This is a genomic window from Dokdonella ginsengisoli (genome assembly GCF_042652785.1).
In the GTDB taxonomy this organism is placed as follows: Bacteria; Pseudomonadota; Gammaproteobacteria; order Xanthomonadales; family Rhodanobacteraceae; genus Dokdonella_A; species Dokdonella_A ginsengisoli.
In genome coordinates, this window is the sequence record NZ_JBHSHD010000007.1 from 654,437 (window position 1) to 666,274 (window position 11,838).

Below are 11,838 nucleotides of genomic sequence, written 5' to 3' on the forward strand. Positions count from 1 at the left end.
AGTTCCATGAATCTGCTCTCGTTCCTCGCCGTGGGTTTGGGCGCCTTCGCCGGCGCCGTGCTGCGCTGGCTGCTGGGCCTGGCGCTCAATCCCATCCTGCCCTGGCTGCCGCTCGGCACGCTGGTCGCCAATCTCTCCGGCGGCCTGATCATGGGAATGGCGATGGCGATGTTCGAGCACTACCAGACCCTGCCCGTCGTCTGGCGGCTCGCGCTGACGACCGGCTTCCTCGGCGGCCTGACCACGTTCTCGACCTTCTCCGCGGAAACCGTGATCGCGCTGCAGCGCCAGCAGTACGGCTGGACCGCGGTGATCGTCACGACCCATCTGTTCGGCTCGCTGCTGGCGACGCTGACCGGCATCGGACTGGTGCGCCTGGTGCTGCGCGCCTAGGGCGCGGGAACGAACCTGAAATGCGCGTCATGCAGGGGTGCTTGAAGCGCGGCACCGGCGTCCCGACCATAGGCCCGGTCGCCGCTGCGATACCGCCAACGAGGGGGATGCCGATGAACGAGTCCCGTGCGCACGCCCGCATCGAGTCGCTGCTCGCTGCTGCCGGACTGCACATCGACGGGCCGGCGCCGAGCGACATCCAGGTGCACGACCAGCGCCTGTACTCGCGCGTGCTCGCGCACGGCTCGCTCGGCCTGGGTGAGAGCTACATGGACGGCTGGTGGGACGCCGACGACCTCGACGGCTTCCTGTCGCGCCTGCTCGACGCGCACCTGGACGAGCGCGTCGGCGGAGTCGAGGACGCCTGGCTGTTCCTGAAGTCGCGCGTGGTCAACCTGCAGCGCGGCCGGCGCGCCTACGAGGTCGGCGAGCAGCACTACGACCTCGGCAACGACCTGTTCGAGGCGATGCTCGGCAAGCGCCTGGTCTACAGCTGCGGCTACTGGAACGAGGCGACCGATCTCGACGCGGCGCAGGAAGCCAAGCTCGACCTGATCTTCCGCAAGCTCGGCCTGCAGCCGGGCATGCGCTTGCTCGACATCGGCTGCGGCTGGGGCGAGGCGCTCAAGCTCGCCGCCGAACGCCACGGCATCACCGGCGTCGGCGTGACGGTGTCGCAGGAGCAGGCCGACTACGCACGCGAAATCTGCCGCGGCCTGCCGGTCGAGATCCGCCTGACCGACTATCGCGAACTGGACGAGCGCTTCGACCGCGTGTTCTCGGTCGGCATGTTCGAGCACGTCGGCGTGAAGAACTACCGAACCTATTTCGAAGTCGCGCGCCGCTGCGCGGGCGACGACGGCCTGTTCCTGCTGCACTCGATCGGCTCGAACGTGTCGTCCAACCACACCGATCCGTGGATCGAGAAGTACATCTTCCCGAACTCGATGATCCCGTCGGCCGAGCAGATCGCCAAGGCGAGCGAAGGCCTGTTCGTGATCGAGGACTGGCACAACTTCGGCGCCGACTACGACCGCACGCTGATGGCCTGGCGCGCCAACTTCGACGCCGCGTGGCCGCACCTGGAAGCCCGGTACGGCGAACGCTTCCGCCGCATGTGGCGCTTCTATCTCTCCGCCTCGGCGGCGGTGTTCCGCACGCGTCGCGACCAGCTCTGGCAGCTGGTGATGAGTCCGCGCGGCATCCGCGGCGGCTATCGCGCGCCGCGCTGAGGCTGCAGGCCGCCGGCGTGCGCGCGTGCGCCGCTCACCATAGCGGCGCACGCATGGCCGTTGTCTTCCTCGACGCCCGTCAGCGCAGCGTCAGGATGTACACCGGCACGTTCGCGGCGCTCTGCGTGGTCGACGCGAAATTGCAGATGCGCGTCTTGACCAGGCCGGCGGCCGCGACCTTCATCGGCATCACCAGCATCTTCGACGGCAGCGAACCGCCGGCCTGCAGCGCGAAGAACGGGATGTCGCCCGGCTGCACGCCGCCGACGGAGATGTCGTAGTCGTTGCAGCTGTCCGCTCCGAGCGTCACCGAGATCGCGCCGTTGCTGTAGCCGCCGGCGATCTTGCCGCGCGTGACCGAGTCGTTGGCGAGCTTGGCGGTGCCGACCGCGCCGTTGGCGAGCTTGTTCGCCGTCACCGCGCCGTCGGCCAGTTCGCTCTCGCCCACCGCGCCGGCGGCGATCTCGCTGCTGCCGACCGCACCGCTGGCGATGTCCGCCGAGCCGATCGCGCCGTCGGCGATGTTGCTTCCGAACACCGAGTCCGCGGCCAGCTTGCCTCCCGTCACCGCGCCGGAAGCGATCTTCGCGCTGGTGACCGCGCCCGGCGCGATCGCCGGGTTCGGGAACGAACCGCTCAGGTCGCCGCCGGCCGGACCGATCGCGCCGCTGAGCGTGTACTGCGCCACCGGCGTCGTCGCGACCGGCTGGCGCGGCAGCATTGGAATGCCGTCGACGCTGACCTGCAACCACAGCTGCGTGCCGTTGAACGCGCCGGGAAACGCGAGCGAGATCGTGAACAGGCCGTCCTCGACCGGATAGTCCGCCTCGTCGATCGCCGCTCCCACCTGGTTGCCGCCGCTGGCCGCGTCGAACAGCGCGAAGCTCAGGTCGAACGCGCCGTTCGCCGGCGCGCCGTTGCGCTGCAGCTGTCCCTGGTAGGTGAAATCGGGCAGCTGCGGCTCGGCGGCGATCGCCGCCAGCGGCAGCGCCCAGGCGAGCAGGAACGCGCACCACCACGGGCGATGCGAAACAGGATCGAATTTCATCAACGGCACTCCTCGAAGGCATCGTCGAACACCCAATCGCGCCGGACGCTGCCGGCGCCTCCCCAGAAACCGGCGCTGAGAGCGAATTCGCCGGCCGCGGAAGCACCGGCGGCGTTCTCGGCGACGGTGCCGTCCAGGCGCAGGCAGCCCTGCTCCGACCGGCTCGATCCGCCGCCGCCGGCGATCACCGCACCGCGCAGGGCGAACGTGTCGCCGGCCGACGCCGCGCCGGCGCAGGCCGCCAGCGCGAAGACGAGGCCGGCCCGCGGCGAGCGGCACCGGCTCACGAGGTCAGCCGTCCGCCGGAAGACGGATCGCCGAAACGGTTCGCGCCCGGCGTGCCGGCGACGAAGCCGTTGAAGACCAGCGCGACCAGGCCGCCGACGACCGGCACCAGGCCGATCAGGATCCACCAGGCGGATTTGTCGACGTCGTGCCAGCGCTTGGCGGCGACCGCCAGGCTCGGCCACAACAGCGCGAGGCAGACCAGCGGCAGCAAGATTCCGGCGATGCCTGCGCTCGGCGGCGAGACCGGTACGCCGTCGAGGCCGACGCCGCTGAACAGCGAAACGCCGGCGAAGGCGAACAGCACCGCGAACAGCACGGTCACCGCCAATACGAAATACCAGTACGGTGCGCGGCCGATGCGGCCTTCGAACGAGAACAGCAGATGCGACCAGTTCATGCGCCTTCTCCCCGTGGACGACGTGTGCACTGTGCGACGGCGGCGGGGCTTGCGGCCAATGAATGTTCTGCATCCGGCGATAGTGCGGATTTATCGCGATAGACGGCCGTGATCGCGCGATAGCCTGCGGTTATACTGCCGCCGCGACCCGGCGGGCCGTGGCGAAACGGACCGCCGTCGCGATCCACGGACGGATCGCTGGCGGATCGACGGCACCCGCCGCGGTCCGCGCAGCAGATGGCGCGGCTGCGCCGCGACCGTGGGGGTCGAAAGGGAGCGGGAAAGCCCTTTCCGACAGCCTGCCAGGGGAGGACGCATGGGCACGCGTTTGTCGTCCGCGCAGATCGAGTCGTTCATGACGCTCGCGCGCGAGCTGAATTTCTCGCGCGCCGCCGAACTCCTGCACGTCAGCCAGCCGGCGCTGACCAAGCGCATCCAGAACCTCGAGGAAACGCTCGGGCAGGCATTGTTCATGCGCCTGCGCGGCGGCCTGCAGCTGACCGAGTCCGGCCGCATCCTGCATCGCCACGCGGCCTCGGTGGAACGCCAGGAGCAGGAACTGCTCGACGATCTCGTCGGCGGCACGAGCGGCATCGCCGGCTTCTTCCGCCTGGTGTCGTTCTCCTCCTGCCTGCGCTCGGTGCTGATTCCCGCCATCGGCGGGCTGCTGCGCGAGAACCCGCGCCTGTCCTGCCAGTTCGTGAAGGCCGAGGTGCATGAGCTGCACGACCTGCTGATCGAGGGCAAGGTCGACTTCAGCGTGTCGCTCTCCGAATGCGAGCGCATGGGCGTGGAGAACGTGCGCCTGGGCGTCGAGCGCAACGTGCTGATCGAATCGGCACGCCACGAGGCGCGCCGGGACTGCTACATCGACCACGACCCGCGCGACAACTTCACCGAGCGCTTCTTCCTGATCCAGACCGGCGCGACGGTGCCGAAGATGCTGCGCGCCTACTTCGACGACATCTACGGGCTCATCGACGCGGTCTCCGAAGGCGTCGGCCGCGCGGTCGTGCCGCTGCATCTGCTGCGGCCGGAACACGAGGTGCGCCTGGTCCCCGGCTTCCGCCCGTACGAAGTGCCGGTGTTCCTGCACCACCACACCCAGCCGTACTACACCAAGATGCAGCGCACCGTGATCGACGCGCTGGTGCGCGAAGGCGCGCGCCAGTACGAGTCGCACCGCCGGCTCGACCAGGGCATCAGCGCGATCGCCGACGACGCGCTGATCGCGGCGAACCGGCGCCGCATGCCTCCGGTGCGCCCGCGCGAAGGCGCCTAGGTTCCCGCCGCGACGGCGGCGTTCAATCGAAGCCGTCGGCGAAGATCGAATCGGCGCTGCCTTCGAACGCGCCGATGTCGCAGAAGCCGCCTTCCGGCCGCGCGGCGCCGCGCTGGTCCGCGGCCACGCTGCGCAGCGAACCGTCGCGGCAGGCCATCTGGCGATCGAAGGTCTGGCCGACGCCGACGCCGTCGAGGGCCGGACTGTCCGGCCGCGGCGGATGCACCGGCAGCAGGCCGCCGTAGAGACCCAGCGGCGCCAGCCGCGGATCGGCACCGACGAGATCGTGCACGGCCGAACCGCCGAGCGTGCAGCCGGCCGCGTTGCCGATCAGGTTGAAGTCCTGCGACTGCACCAGCGCCGCGCAGTCGGGCCCGATGCCGCTGCCGGACTCGTTGCCGGCGACGATCGAGTTCTTCAGGAACACCGTGCCGGAGCCGCCGCGCCCCAGGCCGCCGCCGCCCTGCGTGCCGCCGCCGGCGTAGTCGGCGACGTTGTCGGTGATCGTCACGTGGACGAGCCGCGCCGTGCCGCCCTCGACGAAGATTCCGCCGCCGCCCTGCCTGGCGCGGTTGCCGCTGACGGTGCTGTTGCGCATCTCCAGCACGCCGCCGCTGCCGACGTACGCGCCGCCGCCGTTGTAGGGACAGCCGCCGGCGACCTCGGCGAGGTTGTCGTGGATGCTGACGCGCTCGGCGATGACGTGGTCGCGCACGTGCAGGCCGCCGAAGCAGCCCTGGTTGTCGGAAATCTCCACGTCGGCCAGCAGCGCCGGATCGTTGAGCACCGCGACGCCGCCGGCGCTGACCTGCGCCTGTTCGGTGCCGCCGCGCACGGACAGGCGCAGCAGCGCGTTGGCGCCGCTGAAGAGCTGGAAGATCTGGTCGTCGTGTCCGTCGCCGAGCACCACGCTGCGGCCGGCACCGGCGCCGACGACGGCCAGCGCCGCGGCCGGCGCCAGTTCGAGGTCGCCGCTGTCCTGGTTCGGCACGGTCGGCAGGGTCAGGCGGAACGTGCCGGCCGGCAGCACGATGGTGGTCGGCTCGTCGCGCTCGTTCGCCTCGGCGATCGCCGCGCGCAGGGTGCAGCCGCCGCCGACTGCGTTGCACTGGCCGTTGCCCGGTGTCGCGTCGGCAGCGTCGTCCTGCCGGCTGACGGTGAACGTGGGCCGGTATTCGTAGGCGCCGATGTCGCAGTCGGAGCGATCGACGCCACGCTGGTCGGCGGGCGGACAGGCGTTGCCGCCGCTGCCGGGAGAGGCCGGATTGCCGGCGCCGATGGCCGCACTGCCGGGCAGGATCATGTGGCTGGGCGTGCCGTTGCCGTAGTCGAACAGCGGCATCAGCTGCGGATCGACGTCGGTCAGGGTGTTGGTCAGCGTGCCGAGGAGATCGCAGTCTTCGGCGCTGCCGATCAGGTTGTAGTCGTCGGAGGTGATCTCGTCGCAGTTGACTTCGATGAAGCCGGAGTAGTTGCGCGCGACGATGCTGTTGCGCACGCGCACCGTGGCGGACGAGCTGAACGCGTTCCACAGCGCCGGCGCATCGATGCAGTTGGAACGGGTGCCGCCGTGGTTGTCGGCCACGGTGACGCTGGCCAGGGTGTGCTCGACGTCGACGTCGCTGAAGTAGATCGCCGAGCCGACGCAGCCGGTGCTGTTGCCGCTGAAGGTCGAATTGGTGGCGTTGAGTTCGCGGCGCGACAGCACCGCGCCGCCGTAGTCGGTGGCGTGGTTGAGCGAGAACGAGCTGCCGGAGATGCCGAACGCGGAGGCGCCGCCGTCGACGAACACGCCGCCGCCCTGGGCGGCGCGGCTCGCGCTCACGTGCACGTTGGTCATCGAGATCGCGCCGCTGCCGTCCATGTACACCGCGCCGCCGTAGACGTCGTCGGCGCTCGAGCCGCCGAGCGGATCGCCATTGCGCAGCGTCAGATTGCTCAGCAGGAGCAAGGCGGCACCGGCCTGGACGTGGAAGATCCGGTCCAGCCCGTTGCCGTCGACGATGCTGACGGCGGCGCCGTTGCCGACCACCACCACGCCATCGCCGGCGACGTCGAGATCGCCGGTGGCGTCGGCGTCCTCGTCGCGCCCGGCGCGGGTCAGCAGGAACACGCCGTCGGGCAGGTCGATCAGGTCGATGCCGCCGCCGGCCGTACAGCCGCCGAAGGCCGCGTCCGTGTTCGCCGCGCGCACGGCTTCACGCAGCGAGCAGTGCGCGGTGTCCGAACCGTACTGGTCGGCGACGGTGTTGACGACGATCGAGTTGGCCTGGACCGGCGCGGCGAATGCAGCGGCCAGCGGCCAGGCGACGAACGACTTCCAGGATCTCATGCGGTTCCCTCCTCGGCTGCCGCGCGGTCGACGGCGGCGAGCGCGCACGCTAGGCGCAGGGAGCCTTCCCCTTCCAATCAAACTTCTGCATTCGCCGATCAGCACGGCTTATCGTGATGCCTGCACGTTATCCGACGATCACGGGCGGTTATCGCCATTGTCGCCCGTTGTGCGCAGTGACCGGCGTCGCGGCGCGTGCTCCGCGGCGCTGCGGAACGCGCCGTTACCCATCCGTTACCACGCCGTTGCCGCTGCGTGCCGACGCGCGCCATCGACTCCGGCTACTTTCGCGCGAGCCGATCCTCGCGCGTCGCCTGGGGTGTTTCGCGCACGCGAGGTCTCGATCGGCGACCGCTCGTTCTCACGGAAATCCCATCATGCACGACCACAAACTGTACTCCTGGCTCGGCAGCGCCCTGCTCTGCGCCACGGCCCTGTTCGGAGCGGCCGATCTTGCCGCCAAGACCGCCACCAAGGCCGCCGGTCTCACCGCCGCGCCCGTGGTCACGACGATCGCCGGCACGCCGCTGGAGGTCCACGTCGGCGACGACAACTCGTTCCAGATCTTCAACAGCAACGTCCCCGGCGCCGGGCAGGTCTTCCCGTCCTCGGCCACCGGCACCGCGGACATGGGCTGGTTCGTACGCACGGCCGATACGCTGTACGCGCCGAACTTCGCCGAACACTCCGGTACCGCCACCGGCAACATCGGCACCTACACCCCGTTCACGCCCGGATCGCTCAGCGCGGTCGCCGGCAGCGGCAGCGAGGCCGATCCGTTCCGCGTCACGGTCGCCTCCACGCTCGGCGCCAGCGCAATCGCGGCGACCCAGCAGGTGAGCTACGTCAACGGCGACAACTACTTCACCAAGACGCTGACCCTGACCAACAACGGCGCGGCGCAGAGCGTGAAGATCTTCCTCGGCGCGGACATCTACCTCGCCAACGACGACAGCGGCGTGCCGTACCTCGCCGCCGCCTCGACCAGCCCCGGCGGCCAGGACTGCGGCGCGACTCCTTCTTATACGATCCTGCTGATTCCGCAGACGCCGCCGGACGCCTACAGCGCGAACCGCTACAGCGACGTGTGGAGCCTCATCGGCGCCGGCCAGCTCGACGGCGTCGTGCTCACCGGCGGCTGCCTCGACAACGGCGCCGCGCTGCAGTGGAACCGCACTCTCGCCGCCGGCGCCTCGGTGACGGTGCAGACCGCGGTCTCGTTCGGCGACATCCCGCCGATCGCCCTGTTCAACGTCACCGCCGTCAGTCCTTCCAGCGGCGCCGTCGGCAGCAGCGTCGACGTGACGATCAGCGGCCTGGGCTTCCAGTCCGGCACCACGTTCGACTTCGGCGCCGGCGTGTCGGTGTCCAACCTGGTCATCGTGAACAGCAACACCGCGACCGCGACCCTGGCCATCGCACCGGCCGCGACGCCGGGCCCGCGCGACGTCGCCGGCACGCAGTCGGCCGGAGGCCTCGGCGCGGTGCTGCCGGGCGGCTTCACGGTGACCGGCGGCACCGTGCCGACGTTCGACGTCACGGCCGTGGCGCCGGCCAGCGGCGCGGTCGGCAGCACGCTGAACGTGACGATCAACGGCAGCGGCTTCCAGCCGGGCACGAGCTTCGACTTCGGCGCCGGCGTGACGGTCTCCGGCCTTGTCGTCGCCGACGCCAACCGCGCGACCGCGACGCTGACCATCGCCGCCGGCGCCACGCCCGGCCCGCGCGACGTGACCGGCACCCAGTCGCCCGGCGGCGCCACGGCGGTGCTGACCGGTGGCTTCCGCGTGGTCGGCGGCGGCGTTCCGCCCTCGGAGGCCACGGCGGTGCCGACGCTCGGCACGACAGCCCTGCTCGCGCTGATCCTCGCCTTCGCCGGCTTTGCGGCGGCGAACGTGAATCGCCGGCGCTTCCGCCGCGACTGATCCGGCGTTCCCCGCACGGTCGCGTGACCGTGCGGGGCGCTTTCCGCCCTGGATGCATCGCGCGGCGCCTTCGCGCCGCGCCGGCGTTCCGCTCCGTCCCGTCACCCTCGGCGACATCCGTCGGCTATCTGCGCCGCGGCGACTGCGGCACAATCCCCGGTTTGCGGCCGCTGCGAGCCGTTGCGACGCCTACCGGATGAACCTGCAAGCCAACTACGAACAGATTCCGCTCAAGGACTACGCCGAGCGCGCCTACCTCGACTACTCGATGTACGTGGTGCTCGACCGCGCCCTGCCCTTCGTCGGCGACGGCCTCAAGCCGGTGCAGCGCCGCATCGTCTACGCGATGAGCGAGCTCGGCCTGGACGCCGGATCCAAGCCGAAGAAGTCCGCGCGCACCGTCGGCGACGTGATCGGCAAGTTCCATCCGCACGGCGACAGCGCCTGCTACGAGGCGATGGTGCTGATGGCGCAGCCGTTCTCGTACCGCTATCCGCTCATCGATGGCCAGGGCAACTTCGGCTCGACCGACGACCCGAAGTCGTTCGCGGCGATGCGCTACACCGAATCCAAGCTGACGCCGATCGCCGAACTGCTGCTGGAGGAACTCGGCCAGGGCACGGTCGAGTGGACGCCGAACTTCGACGGCACCTTGAAGGAACCGTCGTGGCTGCCGGCGCGCATCCCGCACGTGCTTCTGAACGGTTCCACCGGCATCGCGGTCGGCATGGCGACCGACATCCCGCCGCACAACCTGCGCGAAGTCGTCAGCGCCTGCATCCGCCTGCTCGACGATCCGGAAGCCAGCATCGCCGACCTGTGCGAGCACGTGAAGGGACCGGATTTCCCGACCGCGGCGGAGATCATCACCCCGGCGGCCGAACTCGCCGCGATGTACGCGACCGGCAACGGTTCGGTGCGCTGCCGCGCGGTGTACGCGAAGGAGGACGGCAACGTCGTCATCACCGCGCTGCCGTACCAGGTGTCGCCGTCGAAGATCGCCGAGCAGATCGCCGGCCAGATGCGCGCCAAGAAGCTGCCGATGCTGGAGGACATCCGCGACGAGTCCGACCACGAGAATCCGGTGCGCCTGGTGCTGTTCCCGCGCTCCAACCGCATCGATCTCGACGAGATGATGACGCACCTGTTCGCGACCACCGACCTGGAGCGCAGCTACCGCGTCAATCTCAACATGATCGGGCTGGACGGCAAGCCGCAGGTCAAGAACCTCAAGCAGATCCTGTCCGAATGGCTGCGCTTCCGCCAGGACACGGTGACCCGGCGCCTGCAGTTCCGCCTGGCCAAGGTCGAGCGCCGCCTGCATCTGCTCGAAGGCCTGCGCATCGCCTACCTCAACCTCGACGAGGTGATCCGCATCATCCGCACCGAGGAAGAGCCCAAACCGGCGCTGATCGCGCGCTTCAAGCTCAGCGAAGAGCAGGCCGACTACATCCTCGAGACGCGCTTGCGCCAGCTCGCGCGGCTGGAAGAGATGAAGATCAACGCCGAGCGCGACGAACTCGAGGAAGAGCGCGCGCGCATCAACGTGATCCTCGGCTCGAAGGCGCGGCTGAAGACGCTGATCAAGGACGAGCTCAAGGCCGACGCGAAGAAGTACGGCGACGAGCGCCGCTCGCCGCTGGTCGCGCGCGCCGCCGCGCAGGCGCTGGACGACACCGCCCTGGTCGCCAGCGAGCCGGTCACGGTGGTGCTGTCGGCCAAGGGCTGGGTGCGCGCGGCGAAGGGGCACGACGTGGTCGCCAGCGAACTCGGCTACCGCGAGGGCGATTCCTTCCTCGCCGCCGCGCAGGGCCGCACCACGCAGCAGGCCGCCTTCATCGACTCGACCGGACGAAGCTATTCGACCCCGGCGCACACGCTGCCGTCCGCACGCGGCAACGGCGAGCCGCTGACCGGCCGCTTCACGCTGCCGGCCGGCGCGCGCTTCGACGCGGTCGCGATCGCCGATGCGCAGGCCAAGCTGGTGCTGGCTTCCGATCTCGGCTACGGCTTCGTGACCCGCTTCGAGACGCTGGTCGCCAACAAGAAGGCCGGCAAGCAGATCCTCAACATCGAAGACAAGGCACGCGTGCTGGCGCCGGCGATGGTGGCCGACTCCGCGCGCGACCGTATCGTCGTCGTGACCAACGCGGGACACCTGCTGATGTTCTCGGTCGCCGACCTGCCCGAGCTGGACAAGGGCGGCAAGGGCAACAAGCTGATCGAGATTCCCAAGGCCAGGCTCGGCGAAGGCGAACGCGTCGCCGGTGTCGCCGTCGTCGCCGAAGGCAAGGGCGAGGTGACCCTGTACGCCGGCCAGCGCAAGCTGATCCTGAAATGGAACGACCTGGTCGAGTACGGCGGCGCCCGCGCCGCGCGCGGCGGCCTGCTGCCACGCGGCCTGCAGCGCGTGGACCGCATCGAAACCACCGGCTGAGGTCGATCACCGCCGCTGCGCGGATGCCGCGCGGCGGACGATCCTCCGGTCATCGACGAAGCGCTCGACCTCGCCGAGGTCGACGAACTCGGCTGAGGCGCCGCGGCTTCCATGGATGCCCGCGTTCGCGGGCATGACGTCCGGATTTGCGTGCGGCGGCGTCGATGCGGTGCGGGCCGGAATAGCGTCTCGTCGTCGATGCCGCCCGTTCGACAGCAAGCCTTCAACGTCTCTCTCGTCACGCAGATCGGCACAACGTCACCGCCGTCATTCCCGCGAACGCGGGAATCCATTGTCCTCGCACGCGGTGTCGACCCCGCCCGCCACAACGAACCTCCCACGACATCCCGTCGTACGGATCGCCAGGTCCCCGCTGCGTCATTCCCGCGACCGCGGCCATCCATCGTCCGCGCACGCCCCGCGGGCATGTCACCGCGGAACCGGTTCCAAAAAAAAGGGCCTCCCCGGAGGGAGGCCCTTGAGTTCACGCATCGATCTTCGAGT

The 11,838-nt window shown here is 69.9% G+C and carries 10 protein-coding genes; 5 read left to right on the forward strand and 5 right to left on the reverse strand.

The features are described 5' to 3' along the window. Window positions 1–6 precede the first annotated feature (6 nt). Together crcB and cfa are read left to right on the forward strand one after the other, a co-directional pair. Entirely contained in the window at window positions 7–393 is a 387-nt protein-coding gene (crcB, locus tag ACFO6Q_RS10450) for a fluoride efflux transporter CrcB (protein WP_380020704.1), read from the forward strand. 113 nt (window positions 394–506) lie between these two features. Then, window positions 507–1,625 (forward strand): cyclopropane fatty acyl phospholipid synthase, encoded by a 1,119-nt coding sequence (gene cfa, locus ACFO6Q_RS10455; RefSeq protein ID WP_380020705.1) that lies wholly within the window; start codon window positions 507–509, stop codon window positions 1,623–1,625. 79 nt (window positions 1,626–1,704) lie between these two features. Here cfa and ACFO6Q_RS10460 read toward each other — a convergent pair whose 3' ends face one another. The 3 genes from ACFO6Q_RS10460 to ACFO6Q_RS10470 are packed head-to-tail and all read right to left on the reverse strand — an operon-like array spanning window position 1,705 to window position 3,358. Continuing rightward, the gene (locus tag ACFO6Q_RS10460) at window positions 1,705–2,673 is read right to left on the reverse strand and encodes a hypothetical protein (protein WP_380020707.1); all 969 of its coding nucleotides are present in this window, start codon (window positions 2,671–2,673) and stop codon (window positions 1,705–1,707) included. Next, window positions 2,673–2,960: a hypothetical protein gene (locus tag ACFO6Q_RS10465; protein WP_380020709.1), complete on the reverse strand. Its 288-nt coding sequence runs from the start codon at window positions 2,958–2,960 to the stop codon at window positions 2,673–2,675. Before ACFO6Q_RS10465 ends, ACFO6Q_RS10460 begins: the two co-directional genes overlap by 1 nt. Next, complete coding sequence (locus ACFO6Q_RS10470) at window positions 2,957–3,358, reverse strand: DUF805 domain-containing protein (protein ID WP_380020710.1); 402 nt, start codon at window positions 3,356–3,358, stop codon at window positions 2,957–2,959. The genes ACFO6Q_RS10465 and ACFO6Q_RS10470 overlap by 4 nt, the downstream gene beginning before the upstream one ends. 316 nt (window positions 3,359–3,674) lie before the next feature. Here ACFO6Q_RS10470 and ACFO6Q_RS10475 point away from each other — a divergent pair, with 316 nt between their 5' ends. Next, window positions 3,675–4,640 (forward strand): LysR family transcriptional regulator, encoded by a 966-nt coding sequence (locus tag ACFO6Q_RS10475; RefSeq protein ID WP_380020711.1) that lies wholly within the window; start codon window positions 3,675–3,677, stop codon window positions 4,638–4,640. 22 nt (window positions 4,641–4,662) lie between these two features. Here ACFO6Q_RS10475 and ACFO6Q_RS10480 read toward each other — a convergent pair whose 3' ends face one another. Further along, entirely contained in the window at window positions 4,663–6,972 is a 2,310-nt protein-coding gene (locus tag ACFO6Q_RS10480; protein ID WP_380020713.1) for a choice-of-anchor Q domain-containing protein, read from the reverse strand. A 377-nt stretch (window positions 6,973–7,349) separates the two neighbouring features. On the opposite strand from ACFO6Q_RS10480, the gene ACFO6Q_RS10485 reads away from it, so the two are divergent. Next, window positions 7,350–8,897 carry a hypothetical protein gene (locus tag ACFO6Q_RS10485; protein ID WP_380020715.1) on the forward strand — a complete coding sequence of 516 codons (1,548 nt, stop codon included), beginning with the start codon at window positions 7,350–7,352 and terminating at the stop codon, window positions 8,895–8,897. A gap of 196 nt (window positions 8,898–9,093) precedes the next feature. Beyond that, window positions 9,094–11,334, forward strand: a complete 2,241-nt coding sequence (parC, locus tag ACFO6Q_RS10490; RefSeq protein WP_380020717.1) for a DNA topoisomerase IV subunit A — start codon at window positions 9,094–9,096, stop codon at window positions 11,332–11,334. A gap of 6 nt (window positions 11,335–11,340) precedes the next feature. Here the strand turns inward: parC and ACFO6Q_RS10495 are convergent, their stop codons facing one another. Next, a complete protein-coding gene (locus ACFO6Q_RS10495; RefSeq protein ID WP_380020719.1) occupies window positions 11,341–11,553 on the reverse strand; it encodes a hypothetical protein in 213 nt (70 codons plus the stop codon). Between the last annotated feature and the right edge of the window lie 285 nt (window positions 11,554–11,838).

Bases quoted from the DNA above. Each gene is read 5' to 3' on its own strand.
- cfa (WP_380020705.1), top strand. From the start codon at position 507: ATGAACGAGTCCCGTGCGCACGCCCGCATCGAGTCGCTGCTCGCTGCT.
- crcB (WP_380020704.1), top strand. From the start codon at position 7: ATGAATCTGCTCTCGTTCCTCGCCGTGGGTTTGGGCGCCTTCGCCGGC.
- ACFO6Q_RS10470 (WP_380020710.1), bottom strand. From the start codon at position 3,358: ATGAACTGGTCGCATCTGCTGTTCTCGTTCGAAGGCCGCATCGGCCGC.
- ACFO6Q_RS10475 (WP_380020711.1), top strand. From the start codon at position 3,675: ATGGGCACGCGTTTGTCGTCCGCGCAGATCGAGTCGTTCATGACGCTC.
- ACFO6Q_RS10460 (WP_380020707.1), bottom strand. From the start codon at position 2,673: ATGAAATTCGATCCTGTTTCGCATCGCCCGTGGTGGTGCGCGTTCCTG.
- ACFO6Q_RS10485 (WP_380020715.1), top strand. From the start codon at position 7,350: ATGCACGACCACAAACTGTACTCCTGGCTCGGCAGCGCCCTGCTCTGC.
- parC (WP_380020717.1), top strand. From the start codon at position 9,094: ATGAACCTGCAAGCCAACTACGAACAGATTCCGCTCAAGGACTACGCC.
- ACFO6Q_RS10480 (WP_380020713.1), bottom strand. From the start codon at position 6,972: ATGAGATCCTGGAAGTCGTTCGTCGCCTGGCCGCTGGCCGCTGCATTC.